Origin of the sequence: Sphingomonas sp. GC_Shp_5, assembly GCF_026540855.1 — a bacterium.
GTDB lineage: Bacteria > Pseudomonadota > Alphaproteobacteria > Sphingomonadales > Sphingomonadaceae > Sphingomonas.
The window spans coordinates 47,188-73,714 of sequence record NZ_JALNUP010000020.1; the positions used below are offsets into that span (position 1 = coordinate 47,188).

At 64.6% G+C, this 26,527-nt stretch carries 24 protein-coding genes and 1 tRNA gene; 12 read left to right on the forward strand and 13 right to left on the reverse strand.

Going from position 1 to position 26,527, the window contains the following annotated elements; all coding sequences use genetic code 11:
• Nucleotides 1-241: 241 nt before the first annotated feature.
• The gene (locus tag OXR60_RS15085) at nt 242-733 is read left to right on the forward strand and encodes a phosphatase PAP2 family protein (RefSeq protein WP_267396757.1); all 492 of its coding nucleotides are present in this window, start codon (nt 242-244) and stop codon (nt 731-733) included.
• 69 nt (nt 734-802) lie between these two features.
• Here the strand turns inward: OXR60_RS15085 and hisD are convergent, their stop codons facing one another.
• A complete protein-coding gene (hisD, locus tag OXR60_RS15090) occupies nt 803-2,098 on the reverse strand; it encodes a histidinol dehydrogenase (protein WP_267396758.1) in 1,296 nt (431 codons plus the stop codon).
• Nucleotides 2,095-2,763, reverse strand: coding sequence for an ATP phosphoribosyltransferase (gene hisG / locus OXR60_RS15095; RefSeq protein ID WP_267396759.1), 669 nt, complete (start codon nt 2,761-2,763; stop codon nt 2,095-2,097). The genes hisD and hisG overlap by 4 nt, the downstream gene beginning before the upstream one ends.
• An 81-nt stretch (nt 2,764-2,844) precedes the next feature.
• On the opposite strand from hisG, the gene OXR60_RS15100 reads away from it, so the two are divergent.
• Complete coding sequence (locus OXR60_RS15100; RefSeq protein ID WP_267396760.1) at nt 2,845-3,342, forward strand: MarR family transcriptional regulator; 498 nt, start codon at nt 2,845-2,847, stop codon at nt 3,340-3,342.
• A 23-nt stretch (nt 3,343-3,365) separates the two neighbouring features.
• Here OXR60_RS15100 and OXR60_RS15105 read toward each other — a convergent pair whose 3' ends face one another.
• The 6 genes from OXR60_RS15105 to OXR60_RS15130 all read right to left on the reverse strand — a co-directional run bounded on the left by OXR60_RS15105 (nt 3,366) and on the right by OXR60_RS15130 (nt 7,237).
• On the reverse strand, nt 3,366-3,854 hold the full coding sequence (locus OXR60_RS15105; RefSeq protein WP_267396761.1) for an RcnB family protein: 489 nt from the start codon (nt 3,852-3,854) through the stop codon (nt 3,366-3,368).
• Nucleotides 3,855-3,962: 108 nt separating this feature from the next.
• Complete coding sequence (locus OXR60_RS15110; RefSeq protein ID WP_267396762.1) at nt 3,963-4,844, reverse strand: alpha/beta hydrolase; 882 nt, start codon at nt 4,842-4,844, stop codon at nt 3,963-3,965.
• A gap of 34 nt (nt 4,845-4,878) precedes the next feature.
• The gene (locus tag OXR60_RS15115) at nt 4,879-5,778 is read right to left on the reverse strand and encodes a pirin family protein (protein ID WP_267396763.1); all 900 of its coding nucleotides are present in this window, start codon (nt 5,776-5,778) and stop codon (nt 4,879-4,881) included.
• Nucleotides 5,771-6,241 carry an NUDIX domain-containing protein gene (locus tag OXR60_RS15120; protein WP_267396764.1) on the reverse strand — a complete coding sequence of 157 codons (471 nt, stop codon included), beginning with the start codon at nt 6,239-6,241 and terminating at the stop codon, nt 5,771-5,773. Before OXR60_RS15120 ends, OXR60_RS15115 begins: the two co-directional genes overlap by 8 nt.
• A complete protein-coding gene (locus OXR60_RS15125) occupies nt 6,231-6,944 on the reverse strand; it encodes a glutathione S-transferase (protein WP_267396765.1) in 714 nt (237 codons plus the stop codon). Before OXR60_RS15125 ends, OXR60_RS15120 begins: the two co-directional genes overlap by 11 nt.
• 5 nt (nt 6,945-6,949) lie before the next feature.
• The gene (locus tag OXR60_RS15130) at nt 6,950-7,237 is read right to left on the reverse strand and encodes a BolA family protein (protein ID WP_267396766.1); all 288 of its coding nucleotides are present in this window, start codon (nt 7,235-7,237) and stop codon (nt 6,950-6,952) included.
• Between the two features lie 94 nt (nt 7,238-7,331).
• Between OXR60_RS15130 and OXR60_RS15135 the strand changes: the two genes are divergently transcribed.
• Complete coding sequence (locus OXR60_RS15135; protein ID WP_267396783.1) at nt 7,332-7,886, forward strand: J domain-containing protein; 555 nt, start codon at nt 7,332-7,334, stop codon at nt 7,884-7,886.
• Between the two features lie 21 nt (nt 7,887-7,907).
• Here the strand turns inward: OXR60_RS15135 and OXR60_RS15140 are convergent, their stop codons facing one another.
• Together OXR60_RS15140 and OXR60_RS15145 are read right to left on the reverse strand one after the other, a co-directional pair.
• Complete coding sequence (locus OXR60_RS15140; protein ID WP_267396767.1) at nt 7,908-8,366, reverse strand: SRPBCC domain-containing protein; 459 nt, start codon at nt 8,364-8,366, stop codon at nt 7,908-7,910.
• Nucleotides 8,363-9,154, reverse strand: coding sequence for a VOC family protein (locus OXR60_RS15145; protein ID WP_267396768.1), 792 nt, complete (start codon nt 9,152-9,154; stop codon nt 8,363-8,365). Before OXR60_RS15145 ends, OXR60_RS15140 begins: the two co-directional genes overlap by 4 nt.
• Before the next feature lie 198 nt (nt 9,155-9,352).
• Between OXR60_RS15145 and cobS the strand changes: the two genes are divergently transcribed.
• Genes cobS through OXR60_RS15160 form a run of 3 tightly spaced genes read left to right on the forward strand, consistent with a single transcriptional unit; the run spans nt 9,353 to nt 12,453 of the window.
• On the forward strand, nt 9,353-10,357 hold the full coding sequence (gene cobS / locus OXR60_RS15150) for a cobaltochelatase subunit CobS (RefSeq protein ID WP_267396784.1): 1,005 nt from the start codon (nt 9,353-9,355) through the stop codon (nt 10,355-10,357).
• Between the two features lie 7 nt (nt 10,358-10,364).
• Nucleotides 10,365-12,191 (forward strand): cobaltochelatase subunit CobT, encoded by a 1,827-nt coding sequence (gene cobT, locus OXR60_RS15155; RefSeq protein ID WP_267396769.1) that lies wholly within the window; start codon nt 10,365-10,367, stop codon nt 12,189-12,191.
• A gap of 1 nt (nt 12,192) precedes the next feature.
• A complete protein-coding gene (locus tag OXR60_RS15160; protein ID WP_267396770.1) occupies nt 12,193-12,453 on the forward strand; it encodes a ribbon-helix-helix domain-containing protein in 261 nt (86 codons plus the stop codon).
• Between the two features lie 111 nt (nt 12,454-12,564).
• On the opposite strand, the gene OXR60_RS15165 is transcribed toward OXR60_RS15160, so the two are convergent.
• Together OXR60_RS15165 and OXR60_RS15170 are read right to left on the reverse strand one after the other, a co-directional pair.
• Nucleotides 12,565-17,160 (reverse strand): NAD-glutamate dehydrogenase domain-containing protein, encoded by a 4,596-nt coding sequence (locus tag OXR60_RS15165; RefSeq protein ID WP_267396771.1) that lies wholly within the window; start codon nt 17,158-17,160, stop codon nt 12,565-12,567.
• Nucleotides 17,161-17,236: 76 nt separating this feature from the next.
• Nucleotides 17,237-18,718 carry a hypothetical protein gene (locus OXR60_RS15170; RefSeq protein ID WP_267396772.1) on the reverse strand — a complete coding sequence of 494 codons (1,482 nt, stop codon included), beginning with the start codon at nt 18,716-18,718 and terminating at the stop codon, nt 17,237-17,239.
• A 219-nt stretch (nt 18,719-18,937) separates the two neighbouring features.
• On the opposite strand from OXR60_RS15170, the gene OXR60_RS15175 reads away from it, so the two are divergent.
• The 4 genes from OXR60_RS15175 to OXR60_RS15190 all read left to right on the forward strand — a co-directional run bounded on the left by OXR60_RS15175 (nt 18,938) and on the right by OXR60_RS15190 (nt 23,532).
• A tRNA-Thr gene (locus OXR60_RS15175) sits at nt 18,938-19,013 on the forward strand.
• An 89-nt stretch (nt 19,014-19,102) separates the two neighbouring features.
• On the forward strand, nt 19,103-20,362 hold the full coding sequence (locus OXR60_RS15180) for a DUF6538 domain-containing protein (RefSeq protein WP_346732030.1): 1,260 nt from the start codon (nt 19,103-19,105) through the stop codon (nt 20,360-20,362).
• 474 nt (nt 20,363-20,836) lie between these two features.
• The gene (locus tag OXR60_RS15185; RefSeq protein WP_267396774.1) at nt 20,837-22,534 is read left to right on the forward strand and encodes a hypothetical protein; all 1,698 of its coding nucleotides are present in this window, start codon (nt 20,837-20,839) and stop codon (nt 22,532-22,534) included.
• 770 nt (nt 22,535-23,304) lie between these two features.
• The gene (locus OXR60_RS15190; protein ID WP_267396775.1) at nt 23,305-23,532 is read left to right on the forward strand and encodes a hypothetical protein; all 228 of its coding nucleotides are present in this window, start codon (nt 23,305-23,307) and stop codon (nt 23,530-23,532) included.
• 51 nt (nt 23,533-23,583) lie between these two features.
• On the opposite strand, the gene OXR60_RS15195 is transcribed toward OXR60_RS15190, so the two are convergent.
• Entirely contained in the window at nt 23,584-24,162 is a 579-nt protein-coding gene (locus tag OXR60_RS15195; protein WP_267396776.1) for a recombinase family protein, read from the reverse strand.
• A 359-nt stretch (nt 24,163-24,521) separates the two neighbouring features.
• On the opposite strand from OXR60_RS15195, the gene OXR60_RS15200 reads away from it, so the two are divergent.
• Both OXR60_RS15200 and OXR60_RS15205 read left to right on the forward strand, forming a co-directional pair.
• The gene (locus OXR60_RS15200; protein ID WP_267396777.1) at nt 24,522-25,454 is read left to right on the forward strand and encodes a retron St85 family effector protein; all 933 of its coding nucleotides are present in this window, start codon (nt 24,522-24,524) and stop codon (nt 25,452-25,454) included.
• A 4-nt stretch (nt 25,455-25,458) separates the two neighbouring features.
• Nucleotides 25,459-26,391, forward strand: coding sequence for a retron St85 family RNA-directed DNA polymerase (locus OXR60_RS15205; protein WP_267396778.1), 933 nt, complete (start codon nt 25,459-25,461; stop codon nt 26,389-26,391).
• Nucleotides 26,392-26,527 lie beyond the last annotated feature (136 nt).

Genomic DNA, 26,527 nt, shown 5'->3' on the forward strand with positions numbered 1-26,527 from the left:
GACGCCGAGCTGGCCGCCATCGATGTCGGGTTACTGGGATTCGATCGCCAAGCTGTGGTTGCGACCGCGAGGCGTCTGCCTTGGTTAATGATGGTATCTGGGTGGGTTTACCGCAGCGCGGCGATGACACCTTACCTGCTGCTCGTCGCGATGATCGCTCGTCGCCAACTGCGATCGGCATGGGTCGTGATGTCTGCCTTGGTTAATGATGGTATCTGGGTGGGTTTACCGCAGCGCGGCGATGACACCTTACCTGCTGCTCGTCGCGATGATCGCTCGTCGCCAACTGCGATCGGCATGGGTCGTGATGTCTGCACTGACCGTGACGGCTGCGGTTGCAATTTTCATCATGGCCTTGGTTCCGGCGTTCGGTACCCCGCCTTATGCATATCGCTTTGTGGACATATTCATCGCGGTCAGAAGTGGTGAATTGCGCCATCTCGACGGAAGCGCGATTACCGGCCTTGTCACGTTCCCCAGTGTTCACGCCGCCGATGGCGTGATCCTAGCGTGGGGGTTTTCTCGCCTTGGTACCTGGGCGCTGCCGTTGGTGGCTGTGAATATACTGATGATCGAATCGGCATTGCTAAGCGGCGGGCACTATTTGATCGACCTGATAGCAGGGGTTGCGCTTGCAATCACGATGATCAAGTTGATGTCAAAGACAGTCGGCAGGTTGGATCGAGCGGAGCATCATCGCGGACAGCCTGCCCCAGCATCGGAAGGTGCATGAGCATCATGCGGCTGTTGATTAACTCGTGGCCCGGGTGCCTCACGTAGCTACCACCAGCGATGATCTTCGTCAGTGGTTGAGCCGCAGCCTCAGCGCCACCGAGCGGGCGTGGGCCGGGAGGCCTTCGGCGTTGGCGAGGGCGACCGTCGCCGGGCCGAGTTCGGCGAGCGCGGTTTCGTCGAGGGCGAGGAAGCTGGTGCGCTTCATGAAATCTAGCACCGACAGGCCGCTGGCGAAGCGGGCGCGGCGGCCGGTGGGGAGGACGTGGTTGGGACCGGCGACATAATCGCCGATCGCCTCGGGGGTGTGGCGGCCGAGGAACACGCTGCCGGCGTGGCGGACGCGGTCGAACAGCGCCTGGGGATCGTCGACGGCGAGCTGGAGATGCTCGGGCGCGAGGCGGTCGATCAGCGGGCAGGCGGCCTCGAGCGAGTCGACGAGGATGATCGCGCCATTGGCGTCCCACGCCTGGCGCGCGACCGCGGCGGTGGCGAGGCCGCCGAGCTCGGCGTCGACTGCGGCGGCAACACGATCGGCGAAATCGGCGTCGTCGGTGAACAGGATCGACTGGGTAGTGGTGTCATGCTCGGCCTGGCTGAGCAGGTCGGCGGCGATCCACTGCGGATCGTTCCTGGCATCGGCGACGACGACGATCTCGGACGGCCCCGCGACCATGTCGATCCCGACCACGCCGTACACCTGGCGCTTGGCCTCGGCGACCCAGGCGTTGCCGGGGCCGGTTATGACATCCACCGCGGCGACGCGGCCGGCGCCGTAGGCGAGCGCGGCAATCGCCTGGGCGCCGCCGATTCGCCACACCTCGTCGACCCCGGCGAGATGCGCGGCGGCGAGGACGAGGGGGTTGATCTGGCCGTCCGGCGTCGGCGTCACCATCACCAGCCGTTCGACGCCTGCGACCTTGGCAGGAATCGCGTTCATCAGCAGCGACGAGGGATAAGCGGCGCGGCCGCCGGGGACGTAGATGCCGGCGGCATCGACCGCACGCCAGCGCGCGCCGAGGCGGACGCCGGCGGCATCGACATAGTCGCTGTCGGTGGGCGTCTGGCGCTCGTGATAGGCGCGGATGCGGGTGGCGGCGAGATCGAGCGCGACGCGCAGGCCGGGTTCCAGCGCCTGATAAGCGGCGGCGCAGGCGGCGGGCTCGATGCGCCAGCCGGTCTCGCCGAGATCGTGGCGGTCGAGCTTGGCGGTGAACGCCTCGACCGCCGCCTCGCCCTCGTCGCGGACGGCGCGGATGATGGTGGCGACATCGCGGGTGACGTCGGTGGAGGCCTCGCGGCGATCCTCGACCAGTGCGGTGAAAGCCTGGGCAAAACCGGCGTCGCTGGTATCGAGGCGGATCATGCCGCGGCGGCCTGCGTCTGGGCGACGGCGCGGCGGAACGCCTCGACCAATGGCACGACGCGGTCGCGCGTCTTCATTGCCGCGCGGTTGACCACCAGGCGGCTGGTCACCTCGGTGATCACGTCGACTTCGACCAGGCCGTTCTCCTTGAGGGTGCGGCCCGAGGAGACGAGATCGACGATGCGCGGAGCGAGGCCGAGGGTGGGCGCGAGTTCCATCGCGCCGTTGAGCTTGACGCATTCCGCCTGGACGCCGCGCGCGGCGAAGTGCGCGGCGGTGACGTGCGGGTATTTGGTGGCGACGCGGACATGGCTCCAGCCGCGCGGATCATCGCCCGCGGCCATCGCCGCCGGCTCGGCGACCGACAGGCGGCAATGGCCGATGCCGAGGTCGACCGGCGCGTAGAGCTCAGAATAATCGAATTCGGCGAGCACGTCCGAGCCGACGATGCCGAGCTGCGCGGCGCCATGGGCGACGAAGGTGGCGACGTCGAAGGCGCGGACGCGGATCAGCTCGATGCCGGGATCGTCGGTGGCGAAGCGCAGCGCGCGGCTGTCCTCGTCGGAAAAGGCCGCCTCGGGGTGGATGCCGGCGCGGGCGAGCAGCGGCACCGCCTCGGCGAGGATGCGCCCCTTGGGCACCGCGATGATGATCGGATCGGCCATGGGGGCGCCTTAGTGGCCATGGCCGGGACCGGCAACCGATTGGGGCTAGCCAAGGCGCTATCCCTGCGGGATTGTGTCAAGATGACTGACATTGTGCTGCCACCGCCCGAGCTGTTCCTGCGCGATGACGTGATCCGCGGGGGCATGGACCTGATGTTCTTCGCCCACAGCCGCCACCTGCGCCATGTCGACGAGGAGCTCGCGACGCGCGGGCTGGGGCGGGCGCATCATCGCCTGCTCTATTTCGTCGGGCGCAAGCCGGGGGTGACGGTGGGGGAGCTGCTGGCGCTGCTCGGGGTTACCAAACAGTCGTTCGGGCGGGTCGCCAAGGATTTGATCGACCGCGGGTTGCTGATGCAGCGCGCCGGCGAACGCGACCGGCGGACGCGGCTGCTGAGCCTGACGCCCGAGGGCGAGGCGTTGGAGCGGGAATTGTTCGCCGATCTGCGCGCCAACATGGCGCAGGCTTATAGCGCTTCGGGCGGCGCCGCGGTGGCGGGCTATTGGACGGTGATGCAGAATCTGATGGGCGCCGAGGCGCGCGGGCACTTCCGCAGCCTGAGCGGGGTGGGGTTCTAGCCCCCAACCCGCCGGCGCAGCCTTTAGTAGAAGAAGCTGTTGTAGACCTGGACCGCGCGGCCCGAGCGGGTATCGATCAGCACCACATCGTTGCCGTAGCGGATCCAGCGCTGGCCATAGCCGGGGCGGCCGAGCCGGTAGGTGTAGGGATCGTTGATCCAGTAGCGCTGGCCGTAATATTCGGGCGCGAAGCGATAGCCGACGGTGACCGGGCGATAACGGTAGTTGCGCGGGCCGGCATAGGCCGGGCGGCGATAGACGTCGCGATGGCTGCGGCGATAGTCGCGCCAGTCCTCGCGGGCCTCCTGGCGATCCTCACGCAGCTCCTGGCGGGCGCGGCGGACGTCGCCGCGGTCACCGTTGCGGCGCTGATAAGCGAGATCCTGACGGTCGCGGTCGACCTCGCGCTGGTCGCGGGCGACCTCGCCATAGCTTTGCGCGGCAGCGACGGTCGGCGCGGCGACAGGGGCAAGGATGGTGGCGGCAAGCGCGGCGATGATGATCTTGCGCATGATGATTCTCCTTCGCATCGGTGCCGGGCTGCGGGCCCGACATGATCGAGTGCTAGGCGCCCGCCACTGAACGCCTCCCGAATGCGCCAGTCATCGTAGCGACAGGGTTCAAATGCCCCAGGCCCGCATCGCCGCGACCACCGCCTCGGGCTGCTGCCAGGTGACGAAATGGCCGGCATCGATCTTCGCCACCGTCAGCCGCGGCACCAACGGCCCGAGGCCGTCGACCAGCGGCGGCAGCAGCGCGTGGTCGCGCATGCCCCAGATCACCAGCGTGTCCTGCGTCACCGGCGGAAAGGGCGCATCGAGGAAGGCGGGGCGGGGTGGCTGCTCGCCGGGCGCGGGCACGATCACCGACGAGGCGCGATACCAGTTGAGCATCGCCGTCATCGCGCCCGGCTGGCCCCATTCATCGAGATAAGCGGCCTTGTCGGCGCCGAGGATGGCGGCGGCGGCGTGCTCGGCGAAGCTCGAGGCGAAGAAGCGTTCCAGCCCGGCGCCGACCAGCCCGGCGTCGAGGCCGGTGTCGCGGAAGCGGGTAATATATTGGCTGGCCTGGCGCTGGGCGGGATCGTCGAACAGCGCGCGCTGGAAGAGCAGGGGGTGCGGCGCATTGACGATCACCAGCCGCTCCACCCGGTCCGGCCGGGCAAGCGCCGCCATCCACGCGATCGCGCCGCCCCAATCGTGGCCGACCAGGGTGAACCGATCGATGCCGAGGTGATCGGCGAGCGCGATCAGATCGCCGAGGATCTTGTCGGGCGCATACGCCTCGACGCCCTCGGGCTTGGACGAGCGGGCGTAACCGCGCTGATCGGGGGCGATGACGTAATGGTCGCGGGCGAGATCGGGGACGATGCCGCGCCAGGTGCGGTGCGATTCGGGAAAGCCGTGGAGCAGGATCACCGGCGGCTGCGCGGGATCGCCGGCGAGCGCGACGTCGAGCTCGACGCCGGTGGCCAGGGCGATGCGGAGAAGGGGCTGCGTCATCGATCTTCCCTTTCTTTACGTCATCCGGGGGAGATCAGGGATAGCTTACCGTCTTGGGGATCTCGGGAATCGGGATCCATTCCTGGTCGTCGCCGGGAATGACCGGGAAATCGCCGGCCTTCCACGCGCGCTTGGCCTCGTTGATCCGCTCGCGGCTCGACGAGACGAAGTTCCACCACACGTGGCGCGGGGTGGCGAAGGCGTCGCCGCCGCACAGCATCGCCCGGCCGCCGGTCGCCGAGCGCAGCGTCGCGGCGATGCCGGGGCGCAGCACGTAGAGCACCATCGGCTCTAGTGGCACGCCCTCCAGCGTCGCCTCGCCCATCGCCAGATAGACGGCGCGTTCCTCGGCGGCGGCGTCGATCGGCACCGCGGCGCCGGGCTCGAGCACCAGATCGGCATAGATCGTGCCGGCGTAGGTGGTGGTTGGCGCGCGCTGGCCCCACAGCTCGCCCATGATGATCCGCGCCCGCGCGCCATGCGCGTCGAGCGTCGGCAGATCGGCCTTGGCGACATGCTCGAAGGCGGGATCGATCTCCTCCACCGCCTCGGGCATCGCCAGCCAGGTCTGGATCCCGGACAGCGCCGGGCCTGCCGCGCGCTCGTCGCCGGGCGAGCGTTCGGAATGGACGATGCCATGGCCCGCCGTCATCAGATTGACCGCGCCCGCCTCGATCCGCGCGTTGGTGCCGAGCGAATCGCGATGGTCGATCGCGCCGTCGAACAGATAGGTGACGGTTGACAGGTTGATGTGCGGGTGGGGGCGAACGTCGATGCCCTCGCCGACCCCGAGCTGCGCCGGGCCCATCTGGTCGAAGAACAGGAACGGCCCCACCATGGTGCGCGCCTTGCTCGGCAGGGTGCGGTGGACCTTGAACCCGCCGAGGTCGTGAGTGACGGGGAGGATGGTCTGGAGAACGAAATCGTCAAGCACGGCGGGGCTCCGTAGCGTCCAGAAGGGCGACAAGATCGGCAGGATAGATCACTTCGTGATGACCGACGATGTCGTTTCGGGAAAACCAGCGGTGCCCGACGAGCAGCTTGCGTTCGAGCTCGGTAAGCTGCCCGGCCTTGACCTCGCAGGCATCGACGTCGATCCGGAAATAGCGTTCGTCGGCGGTCACCTCGACGCCCTCGAAGGTGACGAAATCGATCGTGCGTTGCGCGACCTCGGGCCCGCAATCCATGTCGAGCCCCACTTCTTCCCACAATTCGCGCCGCGCCGCGGCGGCATAGCTCTCGCCGGGGTCGACAGCGCCGCCGGGGGTACACCACAAGGGCGGCCGATCCGACGGCACGAAGCGGAACAGCAGCACCCGGCCGGCGCCATCCACCAGCAGGATGCGCGCCGCCGGACGAGGCGCACGGGCGAGCACGGGGGCGGGTTCAGGCGCCATCGAGTTCGGGATAATGGCGGAAGATGCCCTGGGTGTTGAACGGGATCCGGCGATCGCTGGCGAGATAGGCCTTGATCCCCGGGAGCGCGGCGACCTTGTCGTGCAGCGCGACCAGTGCAGGATAGTCGGGTTCGAGCGTGCCCATCCGCTGCGGGAACATGTAGCGCAGTCCCTCGACGAGCTGGAACAGCGAGGTATCGCCATAGCTCCACCTGTCGCCGGTCAGCCAGTCGCCGCGATGGGCGGTGGCGGCAGCCTCGAAATGATCGAGGAATTTGGGCAGGCGCTGGTTGCGGAACTGCTCGGCGGCGCGATCGGCTTCGGGCTTCTGGTCTTCGTAATAGTCCATCATCGCCACCGGGTGATGGACGTTGTGCACCTCGGCGACCAGATCGGCGATCGTGAGCTGAAGCTGGTGGAGCCAGTAGCGCTCGGCCGGTGCCGCGGGCGCGAGGCCATGAGTGTCGCCGAGGAACAGGAGGATGTTGGCGACCTGCGCGATCGCCTGGTCGCCCTGCACCAGATAGGGCGGGGCGAACGGGCCGGTGCCGCTGCCGGCGCGCTGCTCGAGATCGTTCATCATCGCCTCGGCGCCGTCGATGCGCGCGCAATCGACGTAGTTTATGCCCGCAGCCTCGAGCGCGAGGCGGACGAACTCGCCGCGGCCCTGGATCTCGGGCCAATACCAGAGGCAATAGCTCATGACGCTTATTCTCCGGGAGCGCGGGCGCGGATGGCGAGCGCGTGAATCCGGCTGCTCAACAGATCGGCGAGCGCCTGGTTCACCAGCCGCTGGCGGGCGACCCTGGAAAGACCGACGAACACCGGTGCCTCGACGGTGACGGTAAAGTGCGATTCGCCGGTGCCGTCATCGCCCATGTGGCCGGCGTGATGGTGGCTGTCGTTGGTCACCTCGAGCGCGGTCGGCTGGAGCGCGGCGATCAGCCGTTGTTCGATGATGGTGGCGAGCGGCGGATGAGTAGCGGTGTCGATCATCGCGCCTATATAGCCCGTTTGCGTCGATTAGGGAGCGTCTGTGGCGCGCACGGAAGACAGGAAGGATCGGCCGAACGCCCGCTTTCACGGGCGGATGGACAATGGCGGCCAGCCGTGCGCCGAAGCCGGCTGCCCCGAGCCCGGTGAATTCCGCGCGCCGCCGCTCGAGGGCGCTGGCGACGGCAGCGGCCCGCCGCAGTTCCGCTGGATGTGCCTGGAACATGTTCGCGCGTTCAACAGCCGCTACAATTTCTTCGCCGGCATGACCGCCGACGAGATCCACCACGCGCAACGGCCGATGGCCGGGTGGGAGCGCGAGACGCGGGCGTTCGCGCGCGCCGGCACCGGCGATCAGGGCCCACGCTGGGCCGATTTCAGCGATCCGCTCGACGCGATCGGCGCGCGCTACCGCCGCGAGGTCGCGCCCGAGCGCACCGACGGCAAGCCGCTGTCGGGTCAGGACCGCAGCAGCCTCAAGGCGCTCGGGCTGGCGCCGGACGCCGACCGGCACGCCCTGCGCAAGCGCTACAGCGAGCTGGTGCGACGCTTTCACCCCGATCGCAACGGTGGCGACCGCAGCTTCGAAGGCGAGTTGCAGAAGGTGATCGCGGCCTATCAGCAACTGCGGCAGGCGCCGGCGTTCGCTTGATGAACGGCCTGCCAGGCTGAGCTAGGCCAGACGCTGGGCAACCGCTTCGAGCTGGCGCGCGACGATGCTCCAGCCGGGGTGAAAGCCCATCGCCTCATGCTGGCGCATCGCCTCCTCGCTCCAGTGGCGGGCACCGTGGCGATAGCGGGTATGGCCATCCTCCTCGGTCCATTCGAAGAAGCCGACCATGAACGGTGCCTGCGGGATCCACCCCGCGGTGAACGCATTGGTGAAGACGATCCGGCTGGGCGGGGTCACCTCGAGGAACACGCCCTCCATCGGCTCGGCCTCGCCGCCCGGTCCGTGCATGATCATCGCCGAGCGACCGCCGGCGCGAAGGTCGTTCTCGATCACCTCCACCGTCCAGGGCGCCGGGCACCACCATTCGGGCAGATGCTCGGTCCAGGCGCGCCACACCGCGGCGATCGGCGCCTCCAATATGCCGGTGACCGCGAGTTCGAAGCCGGGCCGGTCGGTCATGCAAGCTCACCTGGCCCGACTACGCCGAACATCACGCCTTCGGGATCGCTGGCGACGATGATCCGGTCACCGCCCGGCACTGTCATCGGCCCACGATGGACGGTGCCGCAGTGGTCGGTGACGGTCTCGGCGGCGCGCTCGATGTCCGGCGCGCGGAAATAGAACAGCCAGGCGGCGGGCGGCCCCTCGGCCGCGGCGGTCATGGTCGCGCCGATCGTGGTGCCCGCGGCCTCGACGAAGACATAATCGCCCATCGCCCCCATCGGCATCCGGTCGGGGTAGCGCCAGCCGAACACGCGCGCGTAGAAATGCTGCGCGGCGGGCTGATCGGTGGTGCTGAGTTCGTTCCAGTTGCACTGGCCGAGACCTGCGCGGTCGAACGCCGTGCTGCTCTCGTCGCTGGCGCCGCGCATCACGTAGAAGGGGATGCCCTGCGGATCGGCGACCAGCGCCATCCGGCCGACCTCGGGGATGCTCCACGGCGGCATGATGATCGTGCCGCCTTCGGCCGAGATCAGCTCGGCGGTGGCATCGACATCGTCGACGCCGACGTAGAACAGCCAGCGCGGGCTGGCACCATGCGCGGCCATGTCGTCGTCGAGCGTCATCACCCCGCCCACCATCCTGGCGCCGTCAGCGTCGCTGGTGGCGATCAGGCGGTAATCGAGCCCACCAGTCGGGTGGGGCTTGATCGACCAGCCGATTACGGCATCGTAGAACGTCTTGGCCGCGGCGGGATCGCGCGTCAGCAGTTCGTACCAGATCGGCATACCGTGCGGGTTGGCCATGGTCCTCTCCCCTGGCGACTCGGTGGCTCCGGCCCGAGTGTCCGGCAAAAGCGCGCCGGCGTCAAAACCCGTCTCGATCGGTCATCGACGCGCGGCCGGTTATGGTTGACGAACGGCCATTCCGTTTCCACTGCATGTCGTGACGTGCCGATCTCCTGCCTCGCGCGTTGAGGACGGCCTAGCCAACGGTAGTGCATGATGACGGATATTCCCAACACCCAGCCCGACAGCCGCGAGACCACCATTCTCGACGCCCCCGACAAGATGGCGAAGGTCCGCGACCTGTTCGGGCTCGACATCGACATGGAAGTGCCCGCGTTCAGCGAGGCCGACGAGCGCGTGCCGGATCTCGATCCCGCCTATGTGTTCGATCCCGACACCACGCTCGCGGTGCTGGCGGGTTTCGCGCACAACCGCCGCGTGATGGTCCAGGGCTATCACGGCACCGGCAAGTCGACCCACATCGAGCAGGTCGCCGCACGCCTCAACTGGCCGTGCATCCGCATCAACCTCGACGCGCACATCAGCCGCATCGATCTCGTCGGCCGCGACGCGATCGTGCTTAAGGATGGCCAGCAGGTCACCGAATTTCGCGAAGGCCTGTTGCCGTGGGCGCTACAGACGCCGACCGCTTTGGTGTTCGACGAATATGACGCCGGTCGCCCGGACGTGATGTTCGTGATCCAGCGCGTGCTCGAGACCGAGGGCAAATTGACCCTGCTCGATCAGAATCGCGTGATCCGGCCGTCGCCCTGGTTCCGGCTGTTCGCAACCGCCAACACGGTGGGCCTCGGCGACACCAGCGGGCTCTATCACGGCACCCAGCAGATCAACCAGGGCCAGATGGACCGCTGGAACATCGTGGTGACGCTGAACTATCTGCCGGCGGCGACCGAGGCGCAGATCGTGCTCGCCAAGTCCGGCGAATATGACAAGCCCGAGGGCAAGAAGACCGTCGAGAACATGGTCCGCGTCGCCGATCTCACCCGCAAGGGCTTCGTCAACGGCGATATCTCGACGGTGATGAGCCCGCGTACGGTGATCACCTGGGCGCAGAATGCGCTGATCTTCGGCGACGTCGGCTTCGCGTTCCGGCTGTCGTTCCTTAACAAGTGCGACGAGGCCGAGCGCAGCCTGGTGGCGGAATATTACCAGCGCGTGTTCGGCAAGGACCTGCCCGAGAGCGTGGTGGGCAAGGCCTGACATCGGCGTGGCCAACGACACCCCCCTCGACCGGTTCAAGGCCGTGCTGGCCGGCACCGCGCGCGCAATCGCGGGGGAGCCGGAGGTGGAGCTTGCCTTTACCGCCGACGCGCCGGCGCAATCGGGCAAGCACCTCAAGGTGCCGATGCCCGGCCGTCAGCTGCCGCCCGAGCAGGTCGCCGAGGCGCGCGGGTTCGCCGATGGCTTCGCGCTCAGGCTGAAGCACCACGATATCGCGCTGCACAGCCGCGGCGCGCCGGGCGATGCGGTGGCGCGGGCGGTGTATGATGCGGTGGAGAGCGCGCGCGTCGAGGCGCTAGGCAGCCGTGGCTATGCGGGGATCGCCGACAATCTCGCGCATTCGCTCGACGTGCGGCTGCGCTCCGACCCGCTGACCCGCGCGCGCAGCCAGGCCGAGGTGCCGCTGTCGAGCGCGCTCGGGCTGCTGGTGCGCGAGCGGCTGACGGGGATCGAGGCGCCGGCGATCGCCCAGCCAGGCCTCGCTTTGGTGCGCGAGTGGATCGAAGCGCGCACCGACCTTGGCGCGCTTGCCCTAGCGCTCGACGACCAGCGTGCGTTCCAGAGCCTGGCGATGAAGATGCTCGAGGAGCTCGAGCTGGTCGAGGGCGACCGCCTGCCCGAGGAGGCCGACGAGGGCGGCTCGGAGGACGAAGGCACCGACGAGCAGAGCCAGGACGAGAGCGAGGACGGCGAAGACGAGGCCGGCGGCGAGGGCCAGGGCGAGGTCGAGCAGCGCGGCGAGAGCCAGGAGGCCGAGAACAGCGACGGCGAGGGCCAGGAGATCGGCGACGACCCGATCGACGACATGGACGGCGAGCCCGGCGACGAGGGCGAGGAGGGGATGCAGCCGGTGCGCCCCAACCGCCCCGGGGCCGATCCGTCCGCGCAGTTCGACTATAAGCCGTGGACGACGCAGTTCGACGAGGTGGTCGCCGCCAACGACCTGTGCGACGCCGACGAGCTGATCCGCCTGCGCGGCTATCTCGACCAGCAATTGGTGCACCTGCAATCGGCGGTGTCCAAGCTCGCCAACCGGCTGCAGCGGCGGCTGATGGCGCAGCAATCGCGCTCCTGGGATTTCGACCAGGAAGAGGGCATGCTCGATGCCGCGCGGCTCGCCCGGGTGGTGGTCAACCCGACCCAGTCGCTGTCCTACAAGATCGAGCGCGAGACCGATTTCCGCGACACGGTGGTGACGCTGCTGATCGACAATTCGGGATCGATGCGCGGGCGGCCGATCTCGATCGCGGCGATCAGCGCCGACATCCTCGCACGCACGCTGGAGCGCTGCGGGGTCAAGACCGAGATCCTCGGCTTCACCACCCGCGCCTGGAAGGGCGGCCAGTCACGCGAGACCTGGCTCGCCGCGGGGCGGCCACCGCAGCCCGGCCGTCTCAACGACATCCGCCACATCGTCTACAAGAAGGCCGACGAGCCGTGGCGCCGGGCGCGGCCGAACCTCGGGCTGATGATGCGCGAGGGGCTGCTCAAGGAGAATATCGACGGCGAGGCGCTGCTGTGGGCGCACGGCCGGCTGATGGCGCGGCCCGAGGAGCGGCGCATCATGATGGTGATCAGCGACGGCGCGCCGGTGGACGATTCGACGCTGTCGGTGAACTCGGGCAGCTATCTCGAGCGCCACCTGCGCCAGGTGATCGGCTGGATCGAGGCCAAGTCGCCGGTCGAGCTGGTCGCGATCGGCATCGGCCATGACGTGACGCGTTATTATGCCCGCGCGGTGACGATCATGGACGCCGAGCAATTGGGCGGCACGATCATCGAGCAGCTGGCGGCGCTGTTCGACACACCGTGACGTGAGCATCACCGCGCCGCCCGAGGGGTTCGTCGGCCCGGTGAAGCGATCGATCACGATCGCGGGGCATCAGACCTCGATCAGCCTGGAGCCGTTGTTCTGGACGGCGCTGGAGAAGGCCGCGGTGGTGCGCGGGCTGCCGCTCAGTGCGCTGGTGGCGCAGATCGATGCGCTGCGGATCGAGGCGGATGCGCCGGCGAACCTGGCGAGCGCGCTTCGCAGCTGGTTGTTCGCCGAGGCGCGGGATCACGTCAGCCGGTAAGCCTGCTCAATAGGTCGTCACCCCAGCGCAAGCTGGGGTCTCAAGCGGCTCTTCCCCGCCCATGCGGCACGAGACCCCAGCTTGCGCTGGGGTGACGAATATGTTGGGCCTCTACCGCCCGAGCAGCACCCGTGCCTGACCGGCGATCTGCGCGAGCATCGCGGCGTTGGGCTGGGCGGCGTGGCGGGCGCGATCGATCACGGCCTTGAACTGGCCGATGCGCGCGGCATTGGCCACGAGCCAGGCCGCCACCGCGCCTTCGGGGTCGCCGCCGCCGCGGCGGGCGAGGAATTCGAGCCGCAACTGCTGGAAGTCGCGTGCCAGCCCTGCGAGCAGCAGCCGCTCCCAGGGGTCGCTGGAGACGATCCGCGCCGCGGTGCCCTGCGCCCAGTCGAGCCCCAGTGCCTGGCCGAGGCGGGTAAAGGCGCGGGCGAGCTCGATCTCGCCAAGGCCGAGCCGCTGGCCGAGTTCGGCAAGACCAACGACGCCGTCGAGCTCGAACAGGCGCACCACCTGGCGGGCCAGGGCCGCGGGTGCGCCGGCGGCTTCCAGCTGGCCGGCGATGCGCGCGCTCTGGGCGCTCGCCTCCTCGAGCAGCAAGGTGGCGGTCTGCGAATCGAGCCGGTCGATGCCGGCGCCGAGCCGCGCGATCATGCCCCCCGGCAGCGTGCCCGGCGCCGAAACGCGGAGCAGGTCTGCCATTTGCGAGCGGGTCGCGACCGCCACCTCGTTGAACAGCGCGATCCGCGCCGCCTCCGCCATCGGCGCGGTCTCGATGCCTGCCCACAGCGCATCGAGCCCGAACAGGCGCTCGGCGACCACGAACATCGCCGCGATGTCGCCCATCGCCGCGCCTTCCTCCTCGGCAAGCTCGAACGGGTAGAGCACGCCCAATCGGTTGACGATGCGGTTGGCGAGCTTGGTGGCGACGATCTCGCCGCGCAGCCGATGCTCGTCAATCGCCACCGCATAACCCTGGCGCATCGCCGCCGGGAAGGCGGCGTGAAGATCGGGCAGCAGCTCGGGCGCGGTGGCGACATCGCCCTGCTCGATCGCATCCTGCAGCGCGAGCTTGGCGGTGGCGAGCAGCACGGCGAGTTCGGGCCGGGCGAGGCCATGGCCCTCCTGGCCGCGACGCAGCAGATCGTCGTTGCCGGCGAGCCCCTCGACGGCACGATCGAGCCGGCCGCTGCTCTCGAAGATCTCGACCAGCCGCACGTAGCTCGGGATCGCCGGCGCGCCATCGGCCTCGGCGATCGACAGCGCTAGCGTCTGCAGGCGATTGTCCTCGAGCACCAGATGCGCGACATCGTCGGTCATGCTCGCGAGCAGCGCGTTGCGCTCGGCGAACGCCAGCCGGCCTTCGTTCATCTCGCGGTTGAGCGCGATCTTGATGTTCACCTCATTGTCCGAGCAATCGACGCCCGCCGAATTGTCGATGAAATCGGTGTTGATGCGGCCACCGCGCGCGGCAAAGGCGATCCGCGCCGCCTGGGTGACGCCGAGATTGGCGCCTTCGCCGATCGCGATGACGCGTAGCTCCTCGGCATTGACGCGCAGGCGATCGTTGGCGGGATCGCCGACCTGGACGTTGTTCTCCGCGGCGGCCTTCACATAGGTGCCGATGCCGCCGAACCAGAGGAGGTCGGCCGGCGCCTTGAGGATCGCGCTGATCAGCGCCGCCGGGTCCAGCTCGGCCGCGGTGAGGCCGAGCGCCGCCTGCGCCTCGGCGGAGAGCTTGATCGTCTTGGCGGTGCGCGGGAACACGCCGCCGCCGGTCGAGATCAGGCTGGCGTCGTAATCGGCCCAGCTCGAGCGTGGCAGCGCGAACATCCGCGCGCGCTCGTCCCAGCTCGCCGCGGGATCGGGATCGGGATCGATGAAGATGTGGCGGTGATCGAAGGCGGCGACGATCTTCAACGTCTTGCTGAGCAGCATGCCGTTGCCGAACACGTCGCCCGACATGTCGCCGCAGCCGACGACGTTGATCGGCTGCGTCTGCACGTCGATGCCGCGCTCGGCAAAGTGGCGCTGCACCGAGACCCAGGCACCCTTGGCGGTGATGCCCATCGCCTTGTGATCGTAGCCGTGGCTGCCGCCGCTGGCGAAGGCATCGCCGAGCCAGAAGCCGCGTTCGAGCGCCAGTGCGTTGGCGACGTCGCTGAAGGTCGCGGTCCCCTTGTCGGCGGCGACGACGAAATAGGGGTCTTCGCCATCGAGGATGGTGACGCCCTCGGGATGCACCACCGCGCCGTCGACGATATTGTCGGTGATCGACAGCAGGGTGCGGATGAACACCCGGTAGCTCTCGGTTCCCTCCGCGAGCCATGCCTCGCGATCGGTGGCGGGCGAGGGGAGCTGCTTGGGGTAGAAGCCGCCCTTGGCGCCGGTCGGCACGATCACCGCATTCTTGACCCGCTGGGCCTTCATCAGGCCGAGAATTTCGGTGCGGAAATCGTCGCGTCGGTCAGACCAGCGCAGGCCGCCGCGCGCGACCGGGCCGGCGCGGAGGTGGATGCCCTCTACCCGCGGGCTGTAGACCCAGATCTCGCGCCACGGCACCGGCGCGGGCAGGCCGGGGATGAGGTGGCTATCGAGCTTGAACGCCAGCGCTTCCGCCGCAGCGGGGGCAAAGGCGTTGGTGCGCAGCGTCGCCGCGACGAGGCTGCGGTAGGCGCGCAGGATGCGGTCGTCGTCGATCGCCGATACCGCGTCCAGCCCCTGCTCGATGATGGCATCGGCGGCGGCGACATCGCCCGGCGCGGACGGGTCGTGCGCGGTGGCGAAGCGGTCGATCAGCGCCGCGGCCACTGCCGGCGCGCGGCGCAGGGCATCGACCACGGTGGCGATGCCATAAGGCAGTCCCGCCTGGCGCAGGTAACGGAACCAGGCACGGAACAGCACCACCGCCGCGGGGCTCATCCCGGCATCGACGATCAGCCGGTTGAACGCGTCATTCTCGGCACGGCCCTCGAGCACCGCCGCAATCGCGCCTTCGAGCACCGCAGCATCGCAGCTCAGCGCGCCGCCGGCCTCGACCAGGAACTCGTGGATCGCGCTATGCGCCTCGTCGGTCAGCGCGGTCGGCAGCTCCTCGATCACGCGGAAGCCGAAATTCTCGAGCACCGGCACCGCATCCGACAGCGCCAGCGCGCCGCCCTGGCGGTAGATCTTGAGCCGGGTCGCGTCGCCGGCCCGGAACAGCCGCACGGCGCGGCTGCCGGGAGAATCGAGCGTCGCCAGCCGGAGGATGTCGGCCGCGGCCTCATCGGCGCCATTGGCGTTGCGGAACCCTTGCGGGAAGGTCCCGGCGTGGCGCAGCGACAGCCGGGCGGCGCGCGCCGAGCCGACGCTGGCGGCGAGCGCGGCCTCCACCGCGGGCACCCAGCCGCGGACCATGCGCTCGATCCGCTCCTCCAGCGGCGGCGTCGCAGGCATGGCCCCACCGCCGCGCAGGTCGATGGTGTAGCGCAATTGCGCGACCACGCCGTCGTCGAGCGCGATCGACCAGTTGAGCACGCTGCCGTTGGCGGCCTCGGCGAGCATCTGGCCGATGGCGACGCGGCGCGCGGTGGTGAGGTCGTCGCGCGGCAGCCAGGCGAAGGCGAACAGATGGCGGCCGAGCGGCGACTGGATCAGCACCAGCGCCGGCCGCGGCCGGTCGGCGAGGCTCATCGCGGTGAGCACCAGTTCCTCGAGCGCCGCGGGTGCGAAGGCGATCACCAGATCGTGGGGCAAGGCGGCGAGCGCGTGCATCAGCGCCTTGCCGGCATGGCCGCGCGGATCGAAGCCAAACTTCGCCTCGAGCGCCGCGAGCCGTGCGCGCAGCAGCGGGATCTCGCGCGGCGGCATGCCGAGCGCGGCGCTGGTCCACAGCCCGGCGTGGATCGACAGGCCGGTGATCTCGCCCGCTTCGACCACCGGCACCACCACCAGATCGAGCGGTACGGCGCGGTGGACGGAGGAGATCAGACTCGATTTAAGCAGCAGCGGGCCATCGTTGCCCGCCTCGAACCAGGCGATCGCCAGCGCGCGCGAGGCCTCGGCGAGCACGGGGGTGCGCTGCTGGTGGCGCGCGATCCCCAGCGCGTCGCCGGCGCTGCCGTCGCGCTGCCACAGCTGGTGGCCGAGCAGGGTGAAATGGCCATCGAGGAACCATTGCAGCAGCGCCGCGCCCTCGCCCTGCGGCAGCGCGGCCTCGTCCGCCGCCATCGCCCGCTGCAGCGCCGGCCAGTCGGCGACGGCGGCGCGGACGTTGGCAAGCACCGCGGTGAGCTCGTCGATCAGCTCGCGCCGGTCGCGCGCGTCGGCGCGCTCGAGCTCGATGTAGATCATCGATTCGGCCTTGCCGGCGCCACCGATGCCGGTGAGCGCGCCGTCGTCGTCGCGGCTGACGCGGACCACCGGGTGGATGATGCGATCGATGTCGAGATCCTGCGCCCCGATCGAGGCGGCGAGCGAATCGACCAGGAAGGGCATGTCGTCGTTGACGATCGCCAGCCGCATCCGCCGGCGGACATCATCGGAGGCGATCGGCTCAAGCGCGATCGCGGGCGCGCCCGCGACGCGCAGCGCGGCGGTGTCGGCGACGAACGCGGCCGCCGCGGCCCGCTCTATCTCGCCAAAACCCTTCAGCTCCCCCGGTAGCGCGCCCTTGGTCAACCGGGCGGCGAGCGCCTCGGCCATGCTCTGGTGTTGGTCGGCCATGGCCGCGGCTATGCTCCCGGTCGCGCGGCTTCTCAAGGCTTGCTGCGCTGCGAAAATACGCGGACGCGGCGGCGCCTTACCCCGCGGCGCGGCGGACCAGGCCCTCGACGAAGCCCTTGCTGCCATCGACGCGCTTGATCACCTGGACGGTGCCGTCGCTGGCGGCGCGCGCGAGCAGCACCACGAATTCCTCGCCCTCGACGCCGAGCGCCAGGCTGCAGAGCGCGGGCAGCGCGCGCAGCTCGGCGGCGGCGCGATCGTAGAGTTCGGCATGCTGACCGGGGCGCTTGGTCGCGCGCTCGGCAGCGACCACCGCCTTGATCCCGCCCTCGATGCCGTCGAGCAGCGCGGTGAGGCCGCCGGCGGCGACGCCGTGGCGGCGGGCATAGGCGAGCACCGCGGCGAATTCGGCGAGGCGCGTTTTGTCGTAATCTGCGCCGAACACGAGCTTGACCACGGGGGTGAGCGGCGCGCGCGGCTGGACGACGATCGCGGCGGCGGCGAGCAGCGCGGCATAGCCCGCCGCGTCCGCCTCGCAGGCGAGGCCGAAATCGTGGGCGCGGCCAAGTGCACGATAAAGGGCGGCGCGACCGCGGGTGTCGGCAGCGCGCACCGCGGCGGCGCTTTCGCGCGCCATCATCAGCTGGTTGCCGAGCGCGCCGGTCAGCGCCGGTGGCGATGCCGGGGTGAACGCGGGCGCGCCGATGTCGTCGCCGGCTGGCGACGCAAGGGCGAGCGGCAGCGGCTGGGTGTCCGGTTGCGGGATCGCCTCCGGGATCGGGTCGAGCGCGAAGCCGGCGTGGAGCTCGAGCACGGGATCGGGTTCGAAGCTTTGGGCTGCGGGGAGATCGGCGGCGATCTCCACCTCGGGCGCGGCGTCGAAGCCGTGACTCGGGCCATCGGCCCAGATTGCGGTGTCGATCGGCGGCTTGGGCGCGGCACGGACCGCAGCGTCGAGCTCGGCGGCGAGCGTCGCCTGGGTCTCGTCGTCGACCACTTCCTTCCAGTTGATCACGCCGTAGATGAAATCGATGGCCTCGCCGTCGGACGAGAAGGGCATCAGGATGCCGCGGTACAGCGTGGTGCGGCCCCGATTGCCGACGAACTCGGCCTCGAAGCCGATCGGCGCGCGATTGGCGATGATCTGCAGATAATGGTCGGTGAGGCGCGACAGCAAGGTGCGGCTCGGCACGTCGGCGATGCGGGTGATGCTGACCTCCAGCCCGCATTCCTCGCGCAGCGCGCGGCCGAGGAAGGCGATGGCGGGATCGTCGATGCCGACGCTGAAATCGATCAGGACGCTGTGCGGGCCAAAATCGGCGATGTTGCCGGGATCGAGGTCGTCGATCCGCGGATACGGACGGCCCTTCAGCAGCGACACCCAATAATTATAGGCGCGCACGTGCATGCGTCGCTCGTCGCCGCCGAGATCGAACATCGCGTCATCGACGCCGGTATCGTCCACCCCGCCGGCATCGAGCTCGGTTCCGGCGAGCGCGTCACCCGCCGCCTCGTCGATCCCGATTCGCTGCTGCTCGACCTCGCGCGCCGTATCCATACCCTGCAACCCTTCAGCGGGCGGCGTTCTCCGCCCGGTCCATCAGGGCTTGTGCACCAATGTGGTAAACGGGGCGTAAAACGCCGACGGCACACGCGACGGATCGGGCGCGATGAGGGACGCCGGGCAAATCGCTCGGCAAAGCGCCGGACGATGCTTGTCAGCCTGCGGCGGTCCTGTTAGATGCCCGCCCTCGCAGCGGCCCGCCGTTGCCACCAGGCCGCTTTAGCTCAGCTGGTAGAGCATCGCATTCGTAATGCGGGGGTCACAGGTTCGAGTCCTGTAAGCGGCACCAAATCTGCTAAGCGATTGATTTGCTTAGGGGATTCAGAATAATCGCTCGCTTGGTACGATTGGCTGCTACAAACGTAGCGAGGCAATTGGATGTGTACGCATCTGTACCGACGTGTTGGCGGCACCTACTATTTTCGTAGGGCTATACCCGCGCATCTCAGGCACACGTTCGACGGTAGGCGGGAGTGGATCGAGTCCTTGCGGACCAAGGATCGCAGGGAGGCGAAGCGGCTAGTCACGGCATGTGTATTGGCGTTTGACGATGCCATTGGCATCGCGGCGAAATCGCTAGTTGCCACCGGTCCATCGTCGAGGATCGCTGACACAGCCGCCATCCCGGTTCCAGCCAAATATGCTGCAAACCGAGGGTCGGGGCCGCTTAAGGCGGGCTCGCCTACTTTGCCATTGCTGGCTACCTTTGAAGCTTACGCTAAAGAGCAGGGGATTAAGCCCGCAACATCTGCGGAATGGCGATCAATGCTTAAGGCGCTCATAGCCTTCGTCGGACATGACAACGCCGCCGCTTTAACGCCGCACGATCTTGATAAATGGCGTGATTTTCTCCTCACCAATCCAGGTCGGAAGGGGCGCCTCCGCAAACCAGAGACTGTCAAGGATAAGTACCTGTGTTGTGTGCGGGCAACGCTCGCGTGGGCAGTTGAAAAGCGCTTGCTCCATGTAAATGTTGCCACCTCGGTTAAGGTTAGAGTTCCTAAGCAGGTCAAGGTGAGAGAGCGCGATTTTACGGATGACGAGGCAACTGCTATATTGTCGGCCAGTATGCGCACTGGGCTGATGGACTCCACCTACGAGGGCCGCGCTCGGCGTTGGGTTCCTTGGTTATGCGCCTATACCGGTGCCAGGGTGAACGAAGTCGGCCAGCTACGTGGCGCGGATATTAAGCAGGTGGACGGTATTTGGTGTATGTTGCTGACACCCGACGCTGGTACAATCAAGAACAACACGTTTCGACTAGTTCCGCTGCACCTTGATTTGATTGAACAGGGCTTTGTTGTAGTTGCCGCCGCCCACGGGGGGCGGCCCATATTCTACGACGCGAGCCGCATTCAAATGCCTGGCGCTTCCAATCGATATTACAAAAAGGTGGGAGAGCGACTTAGGGATTGGGTAAGAAACGAGGTCGGCATCGACGATCCAGCGGTCCAACCCAATCACGGGTGGCGACATACGTTCAAGACGCGTGCGATTGATGCTGGGGTCCCCGAGAGGGTTGCAGATGCAATCCAAGGGCACGCGCCGCGTAGCGTCGGACAGGGGTATGGAAGCGTATCCTTAGGCGCTAAAGCGAGAGCGATAAACTCGATGAGCCGGTTCATTGTGAATCCCTGAGGGCTGCTGTCGAGGTCACATGACCTAGAGGATTAACCGCCCTTCTCACTTCGTGTTTTTCAAGCACGCTTCGTAGGAGAAGGAGCTGCCACGTTGCCGTGAGGATCGCTCAAGTTAAGCGTCGCCGGCTGAGTGTATGCCGTTGGCAGCTATATAACAGCAATAAGCCCACTGAAGGACGGAAATCTCTAAAAAATTGTTAATATAAATAAACTTGAGTAAACTTGGGTAAACGAAGAACAAGTAAATTCAACTTTCGATCCGGCGTAGTCACCTTGGGTGATTTGAAGTCCTTTCTTCGCCTGTCTATCACCGGAGATGGTTTAGTATCCCTAATAGCTCCTAAAGAGTCTTGACCGACGAGCAAATATGCTCAAGAGGGTGCATGTCACCAGAAGGTGGTGATGATCCTATTAGAGTCTATATACAGGATTCTCACTACTTTTTAGAAAGGTGCATTCTAAAATAAACTAAATGTATATTAATGAAGAACTAAGAAAGAAAGTAATTACTTTAAAGATAAAGTCATCTACTATAAGCTTTTCATCTGAGGCTTATTATGATGACTTCAACCGGGCCTTGGATGGTAGGGCTCTCGGTAAAATTTATGTGATTCCAGCCGAGCCGGGCAGTGGGAAAAGCAGGGGTTTGCAGCAGTATTTGCGAAAATATCGTGATGGCGGGTTCAAGCCAGCCGATACCGGGGTTCTAATTGTCGTCACGCGCCTTGCCGAGATGAAAAACTATATCGGTGGAGCGGGGTTAGTGGGTGACGAGTTCGCCGTCATGACCGCCGATACTCCTGTCGCTAGTGCCTTTGAATTTGGAGGCTCTATCAATGCAGATAGGGCGCCAATCCTATTTGTAACTGCGCAGATGATCCAATCGCGGTGCAGGGGGCGCTTTGCTGATGCGTCTGAGTTCTATTACAAGGGAAAACCACGAAGGCTAAGAGTCTGGGACGAAGACTTTTTTGTGGCAGATGCCGTTATTATTAGCGGTGACGACTTCGGCGAATTAATGCGGCCGCTTCGTGGTTCATTCGATACGCTGGCGAATGAAATAGAACATTTAGAGGACCGACTAAGGAGAATGCCGCCTGGGAGCGAGGTCGTTGTTCCTCAATCTATATCGGCAGCGGCGTCTGCTGCCCTGATGAAGCTGGTGGGTTTGTCCGATTCTCAGAAGCGGGTCTTGGAAGCGCTGAGGTGCGTCGCGGGGCAAACATGCCGCGTTAGTGTGGTGTCCTATGGCGTTCCGGCCATAGTAGGGCAACGTAGTCGTTTGCCGGATGATATCGCGCCCTTATTTGTTCTCGACGCCTCAGCCCGGGTCAGTGAAACTTATCCAATTATGATGCGGGCCGGTGTGCCGATCGAGCTGATGCCTTACGCGCCGCTGAGCTATTCATCTGCCACGTTCTACCACCTTCGTAGAGGTGCGGGCAGAACGGCCATAGCCAACCCCGCAGTAAGAGCGTCGTTGATAGCCGAGGCTGCGGCGGTAATTAACGCCGCTCCTGGTGACGATCACTTGGTCGTCTATAACAGGGTGAATGGAGTAGACCTCCCGAAAGAGTTGAAGTTAGCTTGCAAGGGCGCCGGTGGGGTTGAATTTCTGTATTGGGGAGACCATCGTGCTAAAAACGATTACAGACATATCAGGCGCGTGGTCTGCGTTGGACTGCTTCGATTTCCTGAGGCTGGGTATGATGCTCAACATCTAAAAAGTGGTGGGGGGCTGGCGAATAGGCTTACTGACGTGACAGCCCTACGTGACTCAGAACTTTGTTCAGTTATGTTGCAGGCGTTCGCACGAAGCAACATGCGCAACCACGGCGACTTAGAGTGCGGTAACTGCGAGATATACATCATAGACAACGAGCGACGTCTGCCGTCGTTACTTGGACGGGCGTTTCCAGGCAGCGCAGTTCAAGAATGGAAGCCCCTGAACTCGAAACTTGCACCACGCCAATCGGAGATACTCGACCATCTGCTCTCGATCACCGCCGGGGACCTGAGCAAAGGAATCAATAAATCCTCTGTTTATAACCGGCTGGGCATAGAAAAGTCCAACTTCTCCAAGCTGATCAACGATGAACGTTTTAGGACGGCGGCGGCTAAGCAGGGGATAATTATAGAGCCTCGACGATTCGTCCGGCACTCTTCCTGATTGTTGACAAGGCGGCATGCAGCGGATGCCGAGATGTGTCAGCTAAGCGGAATGAGCTTTGCCGAGGGAGGATCTTCCGCGGCAAGGGGGGGCTACACAGGGTTTCCGAGGCCCTTTTACCGATCGGTTCCTGCGTTCGGATGTGTGAGGCTGCATCACGAACGGTCATCTGGCTGCATGGACCGGAATAGCGCGTCCGCATTTTCTCTAGGACTTCGCATTTTGGGGCAGGGAGATTGCTCAGTGAGAAGGATTGCGGCATCAACAGTCTGCGCCGTGGCATAATCTACGGCGTGAGGGCTGGTAATCCTCTTGGCAGCGTTGGCTGGTCACTCTTTTGTGGCCGGGCAGCGGGCGCGCATGTCCAAGGCTTCTAGCCCAAAGGCGTCCGCGCCTTTGCGCCAACGTGCAAGGATTACCATGCCCGGCTAATCGCCGGGTCGCCCTCTCACAAGAAAAGGGGGCAGGTTTTGAATCGGACGGAAGAACAGCAGCTAGCGGCGAAGAGCGCACCTAACGAGTGGCGTCCACCCTCTTCCCAGCCAGGGTGGCTAGAGCGCGCTTTCGGCATTACTAGCTTTGCTGGTCGTTTGGGCTGCTTAGCTTCTGCGGCTGCAATTACCGCAATACCGATAGCCGGCGTCAGCTACTGTTCGCATCAGGCAACAGAGAGAGCCCGGGTCGCAGCAGTCGTTAACGCGGCAGCCGATGAAGCCAGTTATCAGGAAACGGTTCGCACTGGCAAAGTTTGCGAGGACGGTCCCAACGGCATGAACACCGCTTTACAGCTCAAAGTGCTGAGTCAGCTAAAAGACCCTGATAGCTTTGAACATATGGGTACCGTGGTCAGCCCTTCCAAGGAGGGTGGCTATGATGCCTTGATGCGCTTCCGCTCGCGCAACGCTTTCGGCGGCTACGTAATAGGTACCGTGGTCGCCAAGCTATACGTTGCGGAGCGCGGGGTCTGTGAAGTCCGCAGCATGGAGGTAGAGAGCTGAAAGGGTGTAGGTGAGACACCGCCCCGTCAGGTCGTCGGCACGCTTCGACATTTAGGCAACAGCGCAATAGCGCTTGACCGTGGCAAGAGACAAACCGAACTGCGCCGCCGTCGCGGCGATGCTTGCTCCGTTACCCTTGCGCCAAGCCATCACCGCAGCCCTGTCCCCTGCCACCGGACGTCCAAGGCTCGCCTTGCCGCGATGCGTTTTGCCGGTAGCTGCAAGCGAGGCCTTAGCCGCCGCCCTACCAGCATCACAGCGCTCCTTAATCCGTGCGCGCTCCATGTCTGCCATCTGCGCTAGGACAGCGACGATAAGTTCGCCCACGCCCCGCCCAATCGGGCCGAGCCCTTTCACGTCCACCGTTACGCCCTTGTCGAGCAGCTTGCGAATAACGCCTTGTACATCAAGCGCGTCCCTGCCGATGCGGTCGATGGCATAGACATAGAGGGTGTCACCTTCGCGGATATACGAGAGCAGTTCAGCGAAGCCTCTACGATCCGCAGCTAAGGTTGTCCCGCTGATACCCTCATCGGCGAACTCACGGTCGAACGATCCGCCGAGCGCCTGCCGCTGCGCTTCTATCGATTGGTCGGATGTAGAGACGCGGTAGTAGGCAATGCGTGACATAGGGCTGGTTCCGAGTCGTTCAAAAGATAGGTCGTACTTATGCGCGTAGCGCAGACATGTGGAGTCCTATCTTTTGAGCCTATGCCGGTGTCTGCTGCCGTCGTGGCTCACAAGCTACAAGCTTCGCGCTAGCTTCTTGCGTGCCAGCGCTACCGGTTCTTAATTGACAGGAGTCCCTGACCACCTATTTTAAACTCGCTTACGCGATCAGACCGTTTTACGGTTGGTCCGGTGTTTCGCCGGATCGTACATTATTGGTCAAATCTGTGCGCCCCAGACGGACGAAGCATTCGACCGCCCAGGGGCCGCTCCGCTCGGTCGAACGCTTCGTCCGTCTGGGGCTTAGGTAAGCGGCCCGGATGCTGACTGCATTTCACGAACATGTGGATGTGAGCAGCGTCCGGGTTTACCCTCCGCGACGAGTCGTCCTGCTGTGCGGGGGCGAGGTCTCCAACGCATTTGCCAAATCTCCTAGGTCACTGCGCGACGCGTTCTTGCTTGGCGACGGCATATCGATGCGAAGCGGCGTAGAGTTTTTACAGGTCGAAGAAGTTCAGGAGTTTTTTGACAAAGACTCCCCTTATAAAGACCTTGTGAAGTTCGAGACTGATCTAGCGCAGGTTTGCGAGCTAGTAATACTATTTTCCGAAAGCCCCGGCAGCTTTGTTGAGTTGGGATCGTTTGCGGCTGTGGAGGAAATTTCCGAAAAGCTTCTTGTTATTATACAGAGCAAGTTTTTGGGAAAAAGTAGCTTTATTAGCAAAGGTCCGATATTAACTCTGCGGCGTGATTATCCAAACTCGGTGTTTACATTCGCCGATGCGTCCATTGGCATGGTAAATGGTCAGTTCGACGGGGTCGACTCTGCCGCTCTAGTTGCGAAGCTTGTCACCCCGTTCAACGTTAGGATTGACGAAGTAGGTAGCCGAACAACCTTTGATAAAACAAAGTTTAATCACATCTGTAAAATCTACGTAGGAATATTACGGGAAGCCTATGCTCTTAAGGATGACGAAATCTGCCTGCTATTCGGCGAGTTCGGCATTGATATGGATGAGCCCTTGTTGGATCGAGTAGCCTTTTGCTGCTCCGCCTTACGGTGGGCTTCGAGTACGCGATCCGGGTTCGATCGCGTGCATTTCGCATATCAGAACGAAAACGAGGCGACGAAGTTTACCTTTGCAGGCCCGCTAAAGGAGAAGCTTCGACGGAGGGCAGAATTCCGCAAGTTTTGGGAAGACTTTGACATGGATCGCGTAGCGGCAGTCGATCAGGTGATTTATGGGAAGTAAACTCATGGAACTGCTGGTAAAGGAACTACGAGTTAGCGAGCGTGAGATCGCGGCCTTAATCGCCAGTGCACCTGACCGCTATAAAACCTATTTTATTCCTAAGAGATCGGGCGGGAAACGGGAAATTGCACACCCCGCTTTTGAGTTAAAGATCGCGCAGCGGGCAATAATAAACGCTTATTTGAGAAAGCTCACTGTGCATCCATGCGCAACAGCATATCGAAAAGGCTCATCGATCCGCCAAAATGCAGAGCGCCATTGTCACAACAGGGCTATATTAAAGTATGACTTCAAAGATTTCTTTCCATCAATAACAGAACGCGCGTGGCTTTCGTACTGCGAACGTCACGAAGTGATGGAAAAGGTAGATGCAATAGCCGCAGGTAGGCTTCTTTTTAGAAGGCCAAAAGGAGGGCGCATTTTGCGTCTTTCCATTGGAGCGCCATCGTCTCCTATATTAAGTAATATATTACTTAACGACTTTGATCGTGAGGTAAACGAGCGCGTTTCCCGGCACAAGATCGTTTATACCCGCTACGCCGACGATATGACATTTTCCGCAGAGCGGACGTGGAATTTGCGCGAAGTAGATAAGATCCTGCGCTCGGTTATTAACTCCATAAACACACCGAGACTGACCATCAACTCGGCAAAGACCACTCTTGTAACTCCCAAATACCATCGTCAGATCACTGGGCTTGTCATAACTCTTGATGGGCGCGTGTCGCTGGGCCGGGACAGGAAGAGGCTTATTAGAGCCAAGGTTCACCATGCGCAGCACGGCAAGTTAACGAAGAAGGAGGTCGTTAATCTTGCTGGTGTTTTAGCATTCGCTAAAGATGTTGAACCAGAATTCTACACCCGACTCGAAAGAATCTACGGACGGGAAATCATGTCGCGCATTAAGTATAGCGTGCAGGGCTATGTGCGAGAATAGGCGAAAGATGGCGCACATGCTGGGTAAGGCGTGTTAGGAGGCGGCAATCCTTAAGCTTTCGGCTAACTTCAAAGGTTTAGTTGGCGCTCCGTTGCATCATTAGCGCGCCGAATGCGAGTGTGATTTTGTTAAATCC

Coding starts and splice junctions, on each gene's coding strand:
- OXR60_RS15140 (WP_267396767.1), bottom strand. CDS start 8,366: ATGACCGACCGGCCCGGCTTCGAACTCGCGGTCACCGGCATATTGGAG.
- OXR60_RS15195 (WP_267396776.1), bottom strand. CDS start 24,162: ATGTCACGCATTGCCTACTACCGCGTCTCTACATCCGACCAATCGATA.
- hisG (WP_267396759.1), bottom strand. CDS start 2,763: ATGGCCGATCCGATCATCATCGCGGTGCCCAAGGGGCGCATCCTCGCC.
- OXR60_RS15130 (WP_267396766.1), bottom strand. CDS start 7,237: ATGATCGACACCGCTACTCATCCGCCGCTCGCCACCATCATCGAACAA.
- OXR60_RS15105 (WP_267396761.1), bottom strand. CDS start 3,854: ATGCGCAAGATCATCATCGCCGCGCTTGCCGCCACCATCCTTGCCCCT.
- OXR60_RS15085 (WP_267396757.1), top strand. CDS start 242: ATGACACCTTACCTGCTGCTCGTCGCGATGATCGCTCGTCGCCAACTG.
- hisD (WP_267396758.1), bottom strand. CDS start 2,098: ATGATCCGCCTCGATACCAGCGACGCCGGTTTTGCCCAGGCTTTCACC.
- OXR60_RS15165 (WP_267396771.1), bottom strand. CDS start 17,160: ATGGCCGACCAACACCAGAGCATGGCCGAGGCGCTCGCCGCCCGGTTG.
- OXR60_RS15180 (WP_346732030.1), top strand. CDS start 19,103: ATGTGTACGCATCTGTACCGACGTGTTGGCGGCACCTACTATTTTCGT.
- OXR60_RS15185 (WP_267396774.1), top strand. CDS start 20,837: ATGTATATTAATGAAGAACTAAGAAAGAAAGTAATTACTTTAAAGATA.
- OXR60_RS15120 (WP_267396764.1), bottom strand. CDS start 6,241: ATGGCGCCTGAACCCGCCCCCGTGCTCGCCCGTGCGCCTCGTCCGGCG.
- OXR60_RS15145 (WP_267396768.1), bottom strand. CDS start 9,154: ATGGCCAACCCGCACGGTATGCCGATCTGGTACGAACTGCTGACGCGC.
- OXR60_RS15135 (WP_267396783.1), top strand. CDS start 7,332: ATGGACAATGGCGGCCAGCCGTGCGCCGAAGCCGGCTGCCCCGAGCCC.
- OXR60_RS15170 (WP_267396772.1), bottom strand. CDS start 18,718: ATGGATACGGCGCGCGAGGTCGAGCAGCAGCGAATCGGGATCGACGAG.
- OXR60_RS15205 (WP_267396778.1), top strand. CDS start 25,459: ATGGAACTGCTGGTAAAGGAACTACGAGTTAGCGAGCGTGAGATCGCG.
- OXR60_RS15200 (WP_267396777.1), top strand. CDS start 24,522: ATGCTGACTGCATTTCACGAACATGTGGATGTGAGCAGCGTCCGGGTT.
- cobS (WP_267396784.1), top strand. CDS start 9,353: ATGACGGATATTCCCAACACCCAGCCCGACAGCCGCGAGACCACCATT.
- OXR60_RS15100 (WP_267396760.1), top strand. CDS start 2,845: ATGACTGACATTGTGCTGCCACCGCCCGAGCTGTTCCTGCGCGATGAC.
- OXR60_RS15125 (WP_267396765.1), bottom strand. CDS start 6,944: ATGAGCTATTGCCTCTGGTATTGGCCCGAGATCCAGGGCCGCGGCGAG.
- OXR60_RS15190 (WP_267396775.1), top strand. CDS start 23,305: ATGAACACCGCTTTACAGCTCAAAGTGCTGAGTCAGCTAAAAGACCCT.
- OXR60_RS15110 (WP_267396762.1), bottom strand. CDS start 4,844: ATGACGCAGCCCCTTCTCCGCATCGCCCTGGCCACCGGCGTCGAGCTC.